At 64.2% G+C, this 14,494-nt stretch carries 15 protein-coding genes; 3 read left to right on the forward strand and 12 right to left on the reverse strand.

The features are described from left to right. The 12 genes from ACNPP0_RS26715 to flgB all read right to left on the reverse strand — a co-directional run. A partial coding sequence (locus tag ACNPP0_RS26715; RefSeq protein ID WP_448707497.1) for a methyl-accepting chemotaxis protein occupies positions 1-1,836 on the reverse strand: 1,836 nt, incomplete at its 3' end. Between the two features lie 143 nt (positions 1,837-1,979). Then, positions 1,980-3,239: a flagellar hook-associated protein FlgL gene (gene flgL, locus ACNPP0_RS26720; RefSeq protein ID WP_448707498.1), complete on the reverse strand. Its 1,260-nt coding sequence runs from the start codon at positions 3,237-3,239 to the stop codon at positions 1,980-1,982. A gap of 45 nt (positions 3,240-3,284) precedes the next feature. Continuing rightward, entirely contained in the window at positions 3,285-4,958 is a 1,674-nt protein-coding gene (gene flgK, locus ACNPP0_RS26725; protein WP_332607609.1) for a flagellar hook-associated protein FlgK, read from the reverse strand. A 73-nt stretch (positions 4,959-5,031) separates the two neighbouring features. Beyond that, positions 5,032-6,009: a flagellar assembly peptidoglycan hydrolase FlgJ gene (gene flgJ / locus ACNPP0_RS26730; protein ID WP_448707500.1), complete on the reverse strand. Its 978-nt coding sequence runs from the start codon at positions 6,007-6,009 to the stop codon at positions 5,032-5,034. 5 nt (positions 6,010-6,014) lie between these two features. Further along, positions 6,015-7,151 carry a flagellar basal body P-ring protein FlgI gene (locus ACNPP0_RS26735; RefSeq protein ID WP_332607606.1) on the reverse strand — a complete coding sequence of 379 codons (1,137 nt, stop codon included), beginning with the start codon at positions 7,149-7,151 and terminating at the stop codon, positions 6,015-6,017. Positions 7,152-7,153: 2 nt separating this feature from the next. After that, positions 7,154-7,843, reverse strand: coding sequence for a flagellar basal body L-ring protein FlgH (locus ACNPP0_RS26740; RefSeq protein ID WP_448707501.1), 690 nt, complete (start codon positions 7,841-7,843; stop codon positions 7,154-7,156). Next, on the reverse strand, positions 7,843-8,628 hold the full coding sequence (gene flgG / locus ACNPP0_RS26745; RefSeq protein WP_006219047.1) for a flagellar basal-body rod protein FlgG: 786 nt from the start codon (positions 8,626-8,628) through the stop codon (positions 7,843-7,845). Before flgG ends, ACNPP0_RS26740 begins: the two co-directional genes overlap by 1 nt. Before the next feature lie 64 nt (positions 8,629-8,692). Next, positions 8,693-9,454: a flagellar basal-body rod protein FlgF gene (locus ACNPP0_RS26750; protein WP_046807743.1), complete on the reverse strand. Its 762-nt coding sequence runs from the start codon at positions 9,452-9,454 to the stop codon at positions 8,693-8,695. Positions 9,455-9,487: 33 nt separating this feature from the next. Then, on the reverse strand, positions 9,488-10,957 hold the full coding sequence (locus ACNPP0_RS26755) for a flagellar hook-basal body complex protein (RefSeq protein ID WP_332607604.1): 1,470 nt from the start codon (positions 10,955-10,957) through the stop codon (positions 9,488-9,490). A gap of 69 nt (positions 10,958-11,026) precedes the next feature. Further along, complete coding sequence (locus tag ACNPP0_RS26760; protein ID WP_448707503.1) at positions 11,027-11,725, reverse strand: flagellar hook capping FlgD N-terminal domain-containing protein; 699 nt, start codon at positions 11,723-11,725, stop codon at positions 11,027-11,029. Positions 11,726-11,745: 20 nt separating this feature from the next. Beyond that, positions 11,746-12,165, reverse strand: a complete 420-nt coding sequence (gene flgC, locus ACNPP0_RS26765; protein ID WP_046807746.1) for a flagellar basal body rod protein FlgC — start codon at positions 12,163-12,165, stop codon at positions 11,746-11,748. Between the two features lie 22 nt (positions 12,166-12,187). Continuing rightward, positions 12,188-12,595, reverse strand: a complete 408-nt coding sequence (gene flgB, locus ACNPP0_RS26770) for a flagellar basal body rod protein FlgB (RefSeq protein WP_006219042.1) — start codon at positions 12,593-12,595, stop codon at positions 12,188-12,190. A 177-nt stretch (positions 12,596-12,772) separates the two neighbouring features. Between flgB and flgA the strand changes: the two genes are divergently transcribed. The 3 genes from flgA (at position 12,773) to ACNPP0_RS26785 (ending at position 14,427) form a co-directional block, all read left to right on the forward strand. After that, entirely contained in the window at positions 12,773-13,489 is a 717-nt protein-coding gene (gene flgA, locus ACNPP0_RS26775; protein ID WP_332607603.1) for a flagellar basal body P-ring formation chaperone FlgA, read from the forward strand. 127 nt (positions 13,490-13,616) lie between these two features. Continuing rightward, the gene (flgM, locus tag ACNPP0_RS26780; protein ID WP_046807748.1) at positions 13,617-13,910 is read left to right on the forward strand and encodes a flagellar biosynthesis anti-sigma factor FlgM; all 294 of its coding nucleotides are present in this window, start codon (positions 13,617-13,619) and stop codon (positions 13,908-13,910) included. Positions 13,911-13,947: 37 nt separating this feature from the next. After that, on the forward strand, positions 13,948-14,427 hold the full coding sequence (locus ACNPP0_RS26785) for a flagellar protein FlgN (RefSeq protein ID WP_104144989.1): 480 nt from the start codon (positions 13,948-13,950) through the stop codon (positions 14,425-14,427). Positions 14,428-14,494: the final 67 nt, after the last annotated feature.

Below are 14,494 nucleotides of genomic sequence, written 5' to 3' on the forward strand. Positions count from 1 at the left end.
CACCTGGGTCTTGCGCGGCGCGGGCGCAGGCGCGGGTGCGGCCTGCGTCGGCGTTTCGTATTCGTCGTCCGACTCGTGCGCTGCGGGCTCGGCCGCGGCCGGCATCGGCTTGGCCAGGCGCGCGGCAGGTGCGCGATGGGCGCTGGACGTGGGGGACGCTGGTTGGCCTTGGGTCGACCCATGGGCCTTTACCGACGACTGCGACGACTGCGACGACTGCGACGACGATACGCGCGGGGCGCTTTGCTGCGCGGCAAGTTGACGCGCCGGCACTTCGATGACTTCGCCCGCGTTGATCTTGAACACCGCCACGGCTTCGGCCAGGCGTTGGGCCTGCTCTTGCAGCGAGCCCGCCGCGGCGGCCGCTTCTTCCACCAGCGCCGCGTTCTGCTGCGTGACTTCGTCCATCTGCGACACGGCGCGGTTGACCTGGTCGATGCCGCTGGATTGTTCTTCCGACGCGGCCGAGATCTCGCCCATGATGTCCGTCACGCGCTTCACCGAGGCCACGATTTCCTGCATGGTCGCGCCCGCGCGTTCCACCTGCTGCGAACCCGCGCCAACCTTGTTGACCGAGTCTTCGATCAAGCCCTTGATTTCCTTGGCGGCCTGCGCGCTGCGCTGCGCCAGCGAGCGCACTTCGCCCGCCACCACCGCAAAGCCCTTGCCCTGCTCGCCGGCGCGAGCCGCTTCCACGGCGGCGTTCAGCGCCAGAATGTTGGTCTGGAAGGCAATGCCGTCGATCACAGACACGATTTCGGAAATCTTGCGCGAGCTGGCGGAAATGCCCTGCATCGTGCTGACCACTTCCGACACCGCCGAACCACCGCGCTCGGCCACGTCCGACGCGCTGGCGGCCAGCTGATTGGCCTGGCGCGCGTTGTCGGCGTTCTGCTTGACGGTGGACGCCAGTTGTTCCATCGATGCCGCGGTTTCTTCCAGCGACGCCGCCTGTTGTTCCGTACGGCTGGACAGGTCGGTGTTGCCGGCGGAAATTTCCCGCGCGCCCACGTTGATCTCGTCCACGCCACGGCGCACGGTTGCCACGGTGCGCGTCAGGCTCTCCTGCATGCGCTTGATGGCGGCAAACAGCTGGCCGATTTCATTGGTGCTGCGTACGTCGATACGGCCGGTAAAGTCGCCACCCGAAATCTTGTCAAAGTGCTCGCCGGCCTGATGCAACGGACGCAGCACGGTGCGGTTGATGAACAGCCAGCAGCCCAGCGCCAACAGCAGCGACACCGCCAGCAGCGCAATGGTCACCGTGCGCGAGATGCGGTGGTCAGCCTCTGCCTGCACCACCAATTCGTCGGTGCGCGCATCGACAAACTGCAAGACGCCATACACGCCTTCGCGGAAAGCCGTGTTGGCAGCGCCGCCAGCGTCGTTCAGGTCCAGATAATCTTGAATGGCCAGGTTCGCCAACGCGGCGGCCTGACGCTTGTAGACGTCTTCGAACTGCTTGTAGGCGGCTTCCAGCTTTTGCACCTGCGCATCCGAACCCGGCATGCGGGGCGCCTTGCGGAAGGCTTCAAGCTGTTGGTTGCCTTCCTGCATCAACGCGTCGGCGCGCTTGGCCTGCGAGGTGGCCTGCTCGGTCTTGCCCTGCTGCATGTCCATCAGCGAATTGGCCAGCAGCAAGCGGCCCCGCAGGAACGCGGCGTAGGCGCGATTCAGTTGGGTCGCCTGATTGGAGTAGGCGTCATTGACCTGTTCCAGCTTGGCGTTGCTGGAATTGAGCCCCAACCACGCCACGCCGTTCGACGCGAACATGGCGGCCGTGAAGAGCAACAGCACCAGGACGATACAGGTGCGGACTTTCAAATTGACAAGCATGAAATACCCGAGCGTTAAGCAACGTGAAACGACACAACCTACCCTGAACGCAACCACGGACGCCCCGGTCCTTGACCGGAAGCGTCCGAGAGTGGCGCAGTAGGCCCAAGCCCTACCCGGGCCCGGCCTGGAAAAACTGCCGCTTATTTGCGGCTGAAAAGGCTGGATCCCTGGATGGTCAGGAACGCGCCGGAAGCCGCTTGCAGCGCCACCTGGCGCAAGGCAAGCTGGCTGGTGCCGGCGTAGTAGTCCAGATCTTCCAGGTCCGACAGCGTCTTGGAATACGTCAGGCCCTTCTTCGTGCCGGTCGCGTCCAGCGCTTCCAGCTCGTTCATGCGGGCGCCGACCGAAGCAGCCACGGTCAGGACGTTGTCGTAGTTGTTCGACAACTTCTTGTTGGCCGTCGCCAGTTCGTTGTTCAGCTTGGCCAGGGCAACTTCATCACCGGCGATCGGCGAATCCAGCACCTTGATCAGGCTGTCCAGCGTGTTGAACATATCCAGGTCCGCCGACTGCACGGACTCGACATTGATCACATCGCCGTTGGCCGGCGTGCCCTTGATCACAACCGACACGCCACCGAAGTCGATGGCAGCGCCATCGGTATAGGGCGTGGCGGCGGCGGGCGGCGCGGGCGTGACGACGGGCGGCACGGGCGGATTGGCATTCGGGTCCGTCGTGGTGACGCGGTAGCCCATGCTGCCGGTGGTGGGGTCCGCTTCGAACTGGACTTGGAAATTCTTGCCGATGTTGGCCGAACCGGGCGTGACCGAGACCGTGCTGAACTGCGCGGTGCCGGTGTTGCCGTTGGCGGCGGTGTTGACGTAAGCCTGCGAACCGGGGTTGGCGCGGCCAAACACATCGCTGCCCAGGTCGCTGGTGGACAACTGGCGCGACTGGTCCACCTGCACCGTGCGTTCGCCGGTGGCGCCGCTGTAGACGATCTTGCCCGTGGTGTCCTGCGAATAAGGCACCACGCCGCCCTGATAGCCCGAGAACACGTACTGGCCGTTGCCGTCCGTGCTGTTCGCCAGGCCCAGCAATGCGTCGCGGGCGCTTTTCAGCGCGGTCGACAAGGCTTGGCGATCGCTGTCGGCGAACGTGCCGTTACCGGCCTGGATGACGCGGGTACGCACGTCCTGCAATGCCGTGGTGATCGAGTCCAGGACGTTGCTTTCCTGCCCCAGATTGGTCATGGCCGTGTCACGGTTCATGCCGTACGTGCTGTTCATGCTCTGGGTCTGCGCCACGCCGATGGACAGCGAGGCCGACAGGGGATCATCCGCGGGCGTCAGGAACTTGCGACCGCTGCCGACCTGTTCAACCAGGCGGTTCATGTCGGATTCCTGAGCCATAATGCCGCTCAGGCCGTTCGCGTACATCATCGAGGTGCTCAAGCGCATGGTCCAACTCCGAATTGCTTTGTAGTCATCACAGTAAAGATCGCCTTAGCCGCGCAGGCCCAACAACGTGTCGAACACGGTGCTGGCCACATCGATGAGGCGGGCGCTGGCCTGGTACTGCTCTTGATAGATCGACAGGCTGACGTATTCTTCATTCAGGTTCACGCCCGACACCGCCTGCTGGGCAGCCGTCGTCTGCTTGATCAGGTTGGCCTGCGCCGTGGCGGCCGTCTTGACCTGGGCGGTCTGCACGCCCACCGTGTTCACCACCTGGGCAAACATGTCGGCGGTGCTCATCGTGCCGTGGCCCAGCACCTTGGCGTTTTGCAGTTGCGCCAGCTTCAGGGCGTTCTTGCCGTTGGCGTCGCCGCCATCGGCGTCGGCCGCAGCCACTTTTTCCGGGTCGCTGATCAGCACGTTGATGTCGCGCGCGGCATCGCGGGTGGGCGACAGCGACCACTTGTCGCCGGCTTGCGGCGGCGCACTGATCGTCAGCGTCACGCCCATCTCGGCGTCCAGGTTCAGCGTGGCGTTCGGCGGCGTGCCGGTCGCGGGGCCGTTGTACACGCGCGAGCCTTCCGGCATGCGCAGCACCTGGTAGTTGGTGCCGTCAAACGAGATCTCGTAGTCCTTGGCGTTGATGTTGTTCAACGTGGTGAACTGGCCGGTGATCTGGGCGTTGCTCTTGTTCGCGGTGTTGGGCACGCCGGTGGGCGAGCCGATGCTGAAAAAGTCGGTGCCCGGGTTGCCGTTTTGGTCCAGGCCCTGCTTGTGTTGCTCGTTGAACGACAGAGCCAGGCCAACGGCCATCTGGCCCAGCTGGTTCTGCATCGTGTCCAGCGACGTTGCGCGAAACTGCAACAGGCCGCCCAGGCTGCCGCCCGTGACGTCGCTGTCGCTCATTTCAACGGCCACCGTCTTGCCCGAGCCGGCCGGCAGCGTGTAGGCCACGACCGTGCGGCTGGCGTCCTTGGACGAAGCCACCGCTTGCAGCGGATACAGCGTCGTGCCGGACAGCAGCGACTGGCCGCCCTTGGTCAACGAAATATTGATCTTGTTGCCCTGCTCGTAGGTGGTGATGCCTACGATCTGGTTCAGTTCCAACACCGCTTGGTCGCGCTGGTCGAGCAGGTCGTTCGGGGGGCTGCCGTTGGCCTTGCCGGCCGCCAGCGAAATCTGGGTGTTCAGATCGTCGATGCGGCTCAGGTAGCTGTTGACCTGCTCCACCGTCGTGGTGATCTGCGTGTTCAACCCTTCACGCTGGTTCTGCATCTCGGAATAGGCCGAGCGGATCTGCGTGGTCAGGCTGTTGGCCTTGCCCAGCAGGTCGGCGCGGGCCGCCGGGTCGGCCGGCTTGCTGGCCACCGTGTTCATGCTGGTGAAGAAGTCGGTCAGGCCCGGGGCGATGCCCACCGTGCGGTCGGCAAACAGATTGTTGATCTGCGACACCTGCGAGAACTGCGTCTGCAATTGCGCACCGCTGCCTTGCGCGCCGACCAGCTGCTTGTACAGGAAGCTGTCGTAGCTGCGCTCAACCGTATCCACTTGCACGCCGCGGCCGATGTAACCGTTGGCGGTGGCTTGGGCGCCGGCGGTCGAGGTCAGGACGCGCTGGCGGTTGTAGCCCACCGTGGTGGCATTGTTGATGTTGTGGCTGGCGGTTGCCAGGCCCGCCTGGGCGGCGTTCAGCCCGCCCAGCGCTGTTTTGTACAAGTTCATGCTGACAATGCCCCGTATGTAACCGCAGCTGATATTTCTGGATACTCCAATAACGGCAGGAGATCGTCCAAATTTAGAGTCCTTCCAACATCTGGCGAGAAATTTCCACGTTGGAGGCCGCGCCGCGCAACTGGCCCATGATGCCGATCAATTTTTGTGCATAACGCGGGTCGGTTGCGTAGCCCGCGTCCTGGATCTTGCGAGCCGCGTCGATCTCGTTGCGCGCCTGGGTAACGGCCTCGTAGCGCGGGCTGTTGCCGATCAGGCGCGCGTAGTCCGAGAACGACTCCTCGTAAGAGGAATAGGCACGGAACGGCTGCGTCACCTTTTTGGCAACGCCGCCTTCGTATTCGGTGGTCAGCACGTTGACGACCTTGCCGCTCCAGCTTGCGCCGGCCTTGATGCCGAACAGGTTGTAGCTGGTGCTGCCGTCCGGGTGCTTGATTTCGCGCTTGCCCCAGCCCGATTCCAGCGCCGCCTGACCCATGATCAGACGAGCCGGCACGCCGCTTTGCTGCGACGCCAGGTTGGCCGCGCGCGACATCTTCGACACGAAGTCCACCACGTGCTCGGGTGCGCCTTCGGCGGCGGCCAGCGCGCGGTCGCTGGGCCGGTTGTTGCGCATCACGTTCAGCAGCGCCGACACTTCGCGCGAACCGCCCGTGCGGAAGTCCAGGTCGCCGCCCTGCCCGATTGCGCGCACGGCCTCGTCGGACATGTCCGACGGCTTGCCCTGCTGCATCTGCGAAAGGATGGATTGCGTCAGGCCGATGCCGGGCGAGGCCAGGTGCAGCGCCAATTGCTCGTCTGCCATGGACTGCATCATCTGCGTCTGCTGCGAATCGAACAGACCTTCCTTGGGCGTGGCCTCGCGCATGCGCTTGACCATCATTTGCAGGAACAGGGCCTCGAACTGTTTGGCCACCTGCTTTTGCTGCTCGGTGCCGGCAGGATCCTTCTTGACGTCGCGTTTCAGGTCCGACAAGCGGCCCATGTCAAAGACGGATTCCTGACGGCCCGCGCCGACCGCCGCATCTTGGGTAATTGCCATGGCCGTCAGATGATTTCCAGTTCGGCGCGCAAGGCGCCCGCGGTTTTCATAGCTTGCAGGATGGCCAGCAGGTCTTGCGGTGTGGCGCCCAGGGCGTTCAGGCCCTTGACCACGTCAGCCAGGTTGGCGCTGGTGCTTACGCGCTGCAATGAGCCATTGTCCTGGCGCACTTCGATCTGCGTGTTGGGCACCACCACCGTCTGACCTTCCGTGAAAGGCGTGTCCGGCTGCGACACCTGGTTCTGGCGGTTGATGATGACCGACAGGTTGCCGTGCGCCACGGCGGCTTCTTCGATCATGACCGTGCGGTTCATCACGACCGAACCGGTGCGGGCATTGATGATGACCTTGGCCACCGTGGGCGCGCGCGCCACCTGCAAGTCTTCCACTTGCGACAGGAAGCGCGCCTGCGAGGACTGCTCCATCGGCGTGCGCACCTGCACCACGCGCCCGTCCAGCGCGGTGGCCGTGCCTTGGCCGAACTTGCGGTTCAGCGCCTGCGCCACGTTCTGCGCGGTGCCGAAGTCGGTGTTGTTCAGTTCGACGTGGATGTAGCCGTCGCGCGAGAACGTGGTGGGCACGCCGCGTTCGACGATGGCGCCCGCGCTGATGCGGCCGCCGTTCAATTGGTTGATCTGCACACTGGAGCCGCCGGCCGACGCGCCCGCGCCGCCGACCAGGATGTTGCCCTGGGCGATGGCGTAGACCTGGCTGTCGGCCCCCTTAAGCGGGGTCATCAGCAAGGTGCCGCCGCGCAGGCTCTTGGCGTTACCCATGGACGACACCACCACGTCCAGCGTCTGGCCGGGCCGTGCGAACGCGGGCAAGGTGGTGGTGACCATCACGGCCGCCACGTTCTTCAATTGCATGTTGCTGCCGGCCGGCACGGTGATGCCCAGCTGCGACAGCATGTTGGTCAGGCTTTGCTGCGTGAAAGGCGTCTGGCGAACCTGATCGCCGCTGCCGTCCAGGCCCACGACAAGGCCGTAGCCGATCAGCTGGTTGCCCCGCACGCCCTGGATCGAGGCCAGGTCCTTGAGCCGCTCGGCGTGCACCGCGCCGGCGCCGGCCACCAGCCCTACCGCCACGCACACACGGGCGAACAGGGACAGCATGGCGGATATCGAGGTGGGTTTTGTCATGGTCAGAACGGCGAAGCAAGCAGGAAGAAGCGTTGCAGCCAGCCCATGGTCTGAACTTCGTCCATGACGCCCTTGCTGCGATATTCGATGCGGGCGTCGGCCACCTGCGTGGACGACACGGTGTTCGTGCCGGTGATGGAGCGCGGATCGACCACCCCGGCGAAGCGAACGTATTCGCTGCCACGGTTGATCGCGATCTGCTTCTCGCCAGCCACCTGCAAATTGCCGTTCGACATCACGCCCACGACCGTCGTGGTGATGGTGCCGGTAAAGGCATTATTGGCGGTGCTGTCGCCCTTGCCCTGCGCCACGTTGCCACCCTTGGCGTCGGTGTTCAGGTTGGCGCCCGCCCAGCTGTCCATGAAGGACGGGGCTGCCGCGATACCCAGCGTGGCCGATCCGGTGCGGTTCGTATTCGTCGCCACGTTCTTGGACGCATTGGTGCGCTCGTTCAGCACGATGGTGACGATGTCGCCCACATTGCGCGGACGGCGATCCTCGAACAAGGGATAGTTGCCGTACGTGGTGGGCTGATAGATCGACCCCGTCGGCTGCGCCATTGGCATGGGCGGCGGCGGCGGTGCGGCCGTGGTCGGCCCGGTCACGATGGGCTCGGGCGGAATCATGGCGCAACCGGCCGCCAGCATAGCCAGCGCCGCAACGAATACCAGACGCAGGACAGACATGGGCATCACAGTTGGGTCAGGCGGGCCAGCATCTCGTCAGAGGTCTTGACGGCCTTGCTGTTCATTTCGTAGGCGCGCTGGGTCGTGATCATGTTGACCAGTTCTTCAGCCACGTTCACGTTCGACGTTTCAACGTAGTTCTGCATGATCGAACCCGCGCCGTCCACACCCGGTTGCAGCAGGTTGGCGGGGCCCGACGCATCCGTTTCCAGATACAGGTTTTCGCCGATGCTTTGCAGGCCGGTGGGGTTGATGAAGGTGGCGATCTGCAACTGGCCGATCTGCACGTTCACGCCTGCGGCGCCCGGTTGGGTCACCGAGACGATGCCGTCCTTGCCGATCGAGATGGACAAGGCGTTGTCCGGCACGTTCATGGGCGGCTGGATGACGTAGCCGCTGACGGTGGTCAGCTGGCCGTTCTGGTCGCGTTGCAGCGCGCCGTCACGGGTGTAGCCCTGCGTGCCGTCGGGCAGTTCCACTTGCAGGAAGCCACGGCCGTTGATGGCGATGTCCATTTCGCCGCCCGTGTTGTTCAGGTTGCCGGCGGTGTGGATGCGCTCGGTGGCGGCCACGCGGGCGCCCGTGCCCAATTGCAGGCCGGACGGCAGTTGCGTGGCGTCGCCCACTTGGGCGCCGGGCTGGCGCAGCGTTTGGTACATCAGGTCCTGGAACACGGCGCGGCCGCGCTTGAACCCGTTGGTGGAAACGTTGGCCAAGTTGTTCGAGATCACGTCCATGGAGGTCTGTTGACCTTCCAGGCCCGTTTTGGCAATCCACAACGAACGCATCATGATGAAGTTACTCCTGGTGCCGCGGCGGCGCCGCGCGCGAAATTGGTTTGAATCAGCGGCCGAATCAGCTGACGGACAAAATGCCGTTGGCGCGTTCCGCGTTACGGTCCGACTGCTGGATCACCTGCATCTGCTGCTCGAAGCGGCGGGCGTTTTCAATCATGCCCACCATCGCTTTCATCGGATTGGTGTTGCTGCCTTCCAGCACGCCGGACAGCAGGCGCAGGCTGGGGTCCGCCGGCGCGGGCGGCGCGGGCTGGCCATTGACCGGCGCCAGGCGGAACACGCCGTCGTCGCCATGCACCAGTTGCGCGTTGTTCGGGTTGGCCAGCTTCAGGCGACCGAGGTTCAGAATATTGTTCGGGCCGTCGCCCGCGCCGATGGCCGTGATGGTGCCGTCGGACGTGATCGTCAGCGAGGCCTGGTCGGGCACATCGATGGGGCCGCCCTGGTCGGACAGCACCGGTTGGCCCAGCGACGTCTGCAACAGGCCGTTGATGCCCACTTGCAGGCTGCCGCCGCGCGTATAGGCTTCGCCTTGCGGCGTCTGCACGGCGATCCAGCCGTTCTCGCTGGCCAGGGCCACGTCCAGGTCACGGCCCGTGGTCTGCATGTTGCCCATTTCAAAGCTGTTGCCGGGGGTCGAGGCCACCGTCGAAACACGCGTGGGCAGGCTCACTCCGTCCGTCACGGGAACCGAGCGGTACAGCGCGATCTGCTCGCGAAAGCCCGTCGTGTTCACGTTGGCCATGTTGTTGGAAATCGCGGCCTGCTGCTCAGTGATACGTGCCGCGCCATTCATGGCGGTGTAGATGATTCTGTCCATTGCCTATTCCGTCGGTGTCGTCGCGAGCCAGCTTTACTTCAGGTTCATCAGGACTTGCATGATTTCGTCCTGGGTCTTGATGGTTTGCGAGTTGGCCTGATACGTGCGCTGGGCAATGATCATGTTGACCAATTCCTTGCTCATGTCGACGTTGGAGGCTTCCGTTGCCTGACCCACTACCTTGGACATGCCGTTGGTGCCCGGCTGGCCCAGGATCGGCTGGCCCGAGGCGGACGTTTCCGTCCACGCGTTGTTGCCCACCGGTTGCAGGCCTTGCAGGTTGGCGAAGTCGGCCAGCACGATGTTGCCGACCACTTGCGTTTCGCCGTTGGTGTAGCTGGCCACCAGGCTGCCGTCGCCGCCGATGTTGATGCCGCTGAATTCACCGGAGGTGTAGCCGTCGGGCTTGGCAACCAGCTTGTAGTTGCTGCCGTACTGCGTGGTGCCGGTGTAGTTCATGGCGATGCTGATGGGGTCGGCGGGCGTGGTGGTGCCGCCGGGCTGGGCAAAGCTCAAGGTCACGACCGGGGCGCTGGTCAGCGCGCCGGCCTTGTTGAACGTGAACTGCTGGGGCGTGCCCCAGACACCGCCCGCTTCGGTCGTGGGCGCCATGGCCTGGCCGTCCATCGTGTAGTAGACGTCGTACACGCTGTTGCCGGCGGCATCCGCCGGGCGCTTGACGAAGTACTGCATCACCTGGTGCGAGTTACCCAGCGAATCGAACACCGTCATGGGCGACGCGTTGGTGTAGCTGTTGGACACCGTGGGGTCGAACGGACGGCCGATTTCGGTGACGGCGGCGGTGTAGTTGACGTAGCCGGGGATCTGGCTGATGTCGCCAGAAGTGATTGCACCACCCGCCCCAATTACCACTTCATTCGGAGCCGTGCCATAAGTAGCAGCCGGCGGCACCGCGCCCGACCACACCACCGCGCCCAGCGGGTCGCGGGTAAAGGTATAAGCCGTGCCGCCCAGGGACACGCTGCCGTCGACAGCCGGGGCCGTGACGGTATCAACCGGGTAGACCACCTTGGCGTTGGCGTCCAGGTTGGCCACGGTCGTGCCGGTGGCGGTGGCGCGCGGCGCCACGTTGGCCGTCGGCAGTTGCAGTTCGACCGGGTTCGCGCCGATGGCGCCGGCGGGGTAGCCCGTCAGGCGATAGCCCTGCGCGTTGACGATGAAGTTGTTCTTGTCGACCAGGAATTCGCCATTGCGCGAATACATCACCGCGCCGCTGGTGTCCGTCAGGCGGAACATGCCCTTGGCGCCGTCGATGGCGATGTCGTATTCGCCACCACCGCCCTGCACCGTACCCACGGTGAAGCGTTGGTTGATGGCGGCGACCTTGACGCCCAGGCCGACGCGCGAGCTGGCGTACACGTCAGCAAACGAGGCCGTGGCCGACTTGAAGCCGACCGTGCCCGAGTTGGCGATGTTGTTGCCGATCACGTCCAGGTTCTGCGCAGCGGCGTTCAAGCCGCTTAGTCCTTGTCCGAAGCCCATGTTTTCTCTCGCTAATTAATGATGTGGAGCCGTCGCCCGTGCGCCGGCATCGATTCAAATCCGCCCGGTTCAGGCGCCGATAACCTTGCGCACGTCCAACATGCTGGTCTGGCCTTCCAGGCCCAGGTCCAGACGCAGTCCGTTCGTCGAGTAAGCCACGCTCTTGACCTGGCCGTAGCTCAGGACTTCCGCGTTCACCTTCTTGCCGTCTCCGTCGGTTGCCAGCACGGACACGGTGTACGCGCCCGGCTCCAATGCCACGCCGCCGTCGTTCTTGCCATCCCAGTTCAGGGTGTAGACGCCAGTCTTCTGTTCGCCCATTTCAATGGTGCGCACCACGGCGCCGTTCGCGTCGGCGATACGAACCTGGACCTTCTGCGCATCGCTTTGCAGATCCAGGCCGTAGGGGGTGACGACGCGCTCGGCGGCGTTGTCGCCGTCCACGCCGCCCTTGACCTTGGAACCCGGGATCAACACGCCCTTGCCGATCATCGACACGGCGTTCATCGACTGGGACACATCGATCTGGCCGCTGATGGCCAGGATGGTGCTCTTCAGGTTGGTGATGCCTTCCACCGTTGCGATCTGCGCCATCTGCGAAGTCAGCTCGGCGTTTTGCATCGGGTTCAGCGGGTCCTGGTTCTGCAGCTGCGTCATCAGCAGCTTCAGGAACTGGTCTTGCAGGCCCTGCGACGTGATGGAGCTGCCGGCGCCCGCCTGGGCCAGGCCCAAGCCGGTGGTGCTGGTGTTTTGATCGACGGTGGTCATGGATTCACTCTGAGCGGAAATTAGGATTGACCGATGGTCAACGTCTTTTGCATCAAGGACTTGGCGGTGTTCAGCACTTCGACGTTCGCCTGGTACGAGCGCGACGCCGCGATCATGTTGACCGTTTCGGCCACGGGATCGACGTTGGGCATGCTGACGTAGCCCTGGGCGTCGGCCAGCGGATGCTTGGGGTCATAGATCTGCTTGAGCGGCGACGGGTCCTGGATGACGCCGGCGACGCGCACGCCGCCGATCTCCTGCCCCATGGCCTGGCCGGCGGCCGGGTTGACCTGGAATACAACCTGGCGCGCGCGGTACGGCTGGCCGTCCGGGCCCACCACGCTGTCGGCGTTGGCCAGGTTGCTGGCCGTGACGTTCATGCGCTGCGACTGCGCGCTGAGCGCCGAACCGGCGATATCGAAAATGCTCAACAAGGACATTGCCTGTTGCTCCCTTTATGGATCAATCCTGAATGGCGGTCTGCATGGTCCGGATGCGGCCGGAGATCATTTGCATCGTGCTCTGGTAGTGCAAGGTGTTGTCGGCGAACTGCACGCGTTCGATGTCCATGTCCACCGTGTTGCCGTCCATGCTGGGCTGGTAAGGCAAACGGAACAGCAGGTCCGTCGGGCCCTGCGACACGGCCTTGGCCGGAATGTGGCGCGCGGAGGTCAGCGTCAACGACGTATCGGCCAGGCGCTTGGAATCTTCCATCGCGTTCTGCATCGCCGTCTTGAAGTCGAAATCGCGGGCCTTGTAGTTCGGCGTGTCGGCGTTGGCGATGTTGGACGACAACACTTCCTGGCGCTGCGCGCGCAGTCCCAAAGCCTGCTGGTAGAACCGGAAATCTTCGTTAAGCCTGTCTAGCATCGTGGCGCCTTCGTGCGTTGCAATACGGATAGAGCACGGGACTTCGGACACACCGTTATCCCATTGGATGACGGAATCATAGGGGCCGACGGTGAAACACAATCAGCCAAATAACCCGCCATTTCTCATCCAATTCACGTATTGCCAAGCGGCCCGGACTCTTACAATTCAGTCATCATGAAAATCTCCGCACGACTTCTCCTCGCGCGCGCAAGCGGCCTTCTTGTCCTGGCATTGGCAGGCAACGAAGCCGCGCTGGCGCAAGACGCCGCCAGCCAGCCGCCCGAGGCCATCGTCATCGCGGCGCAAGACTATCTGCTTGAACAATTGGCCGCCCTGCCCGGCCAGCCTTCGGTGGCGATCGACCCGCCGCGGGTGGACCGGCTGGCGCCCTGCGACGCGATGTCCCCGTTTATGCCGTCGGGCATGAAGCTGCGTTCGCGCATGACGGTGGGCGTGCGCTGCAATGGGCCCAAGCCCTGGACGACGTATGTGCAGGCCACTGTCAGCGTGCCCGGGTACTATTACGTCGCTTCACGCATGATCGCGGCGGGCCAGGCGCTGACGCCGGACGACCTTGCCCCCCGGGACGGCGACCTGGTGTCGCTGCCGCCCGGCGCCATCACCGACCCGCAAACGGTCGTGGGCATGTCGGCCGCCTATCGCATCAACGCCGGCCAGCCGGTGCGCGGCTCGTCGCTGCGCAACGCGCAGTCGGTCATGCGGGGCGCCAACGTGCGCATCAACGCGCGGGGCAACGGATTCGTGGTCAGTAGCGAGGGGCAGGCACTGGACAATGCAGCGCCGGGCGCCACGGTGCAGGTGCGTACCGCCAGCGGCCAGGTGGTCAGCGGCGTGGTGCGCAACGCGGGTCTGGTGGAAATACAACTGTAGGGTCTGTTACAAATCGCGCGACACCATCGGACAAGCTGCCCTAAAGTTCTTTCCAGCCCTGTCGTTACAGAGACAATAGTAGGCGTATCCGTCGCAAACCGACCCAGGACGCCCTGCGGAGAAAACCTTGAAAATCAATTCGACCACCAACCGGCCCCTGTCGGCCGACGCCGTGAGCCAGCGCCCGGATTCCGCGGTTGCGCAAGCCTATGGCGCAAGCACCCCCTCGGGCTCCAGCAGCTCGCAAGTGGCGTTGAGTTCGGCGTCGCGCAAGATGCTGGCCCTGCAAGACGGTTCGAACGACATCAACGTCGAGCGCGTGGCCGCCATCCGTGCCGCCATTGCCTCGGGCCAGTTGAAGATCGATACCGGCCGCATTGCCGACAGCCTGATCGCCAGCGCGCGTGATCTGCTGAAGTAATCCTGTCCACCGCCCTATCCTCCTTCGAAGCATGACCATGAACCCCGTCGATTCCCTCCAGGCCTGCATGCGTCAGGAAGACGCGCTGATTACCGAGTTTTCAGCCATTCTGGAAGAAGAGACCGAGGTTCTGGTCGGGCCGGGCAACGTCGGCGCGCTGCAAGCCATCACCGAGCGAAAGTCGCGAGTGGCCCAGCAGCTGGTGGACCTGAGCGGCACGCGCGACGGCCTGTTGGCCGAAATCGGGCTGCCCATTGGCCACGCCGGCACCGAGCAGGCGGCCGTGCTGCATCCGCAGTTGTCGGGCATCTGGCAGGCGCTGCTGACCAAGTCGGCTTCGGCCAACGAGATCAACCTGCGCAATGGCGCGTTGATTGATGTGCATCTGCGCTATACGCAGCAGTCGCTGGACGCGCTGCGCGACGTGAACGGCGCAGGCGGCAAGAACGCAACCTATGACGCGTACGGCCGAGGTGCACGCGGCGCGCCTAATCGCAAACCCATCGTCGCCGGCTGATCCGGCGAATAGTCCCTGGCGCGGCATGCGCGCCAACATACGTGAATTCTTGTGAAAGCGCGCGGAA

Source organism: Achromobacter semiaridum (genome assembly GCF_053543755.1).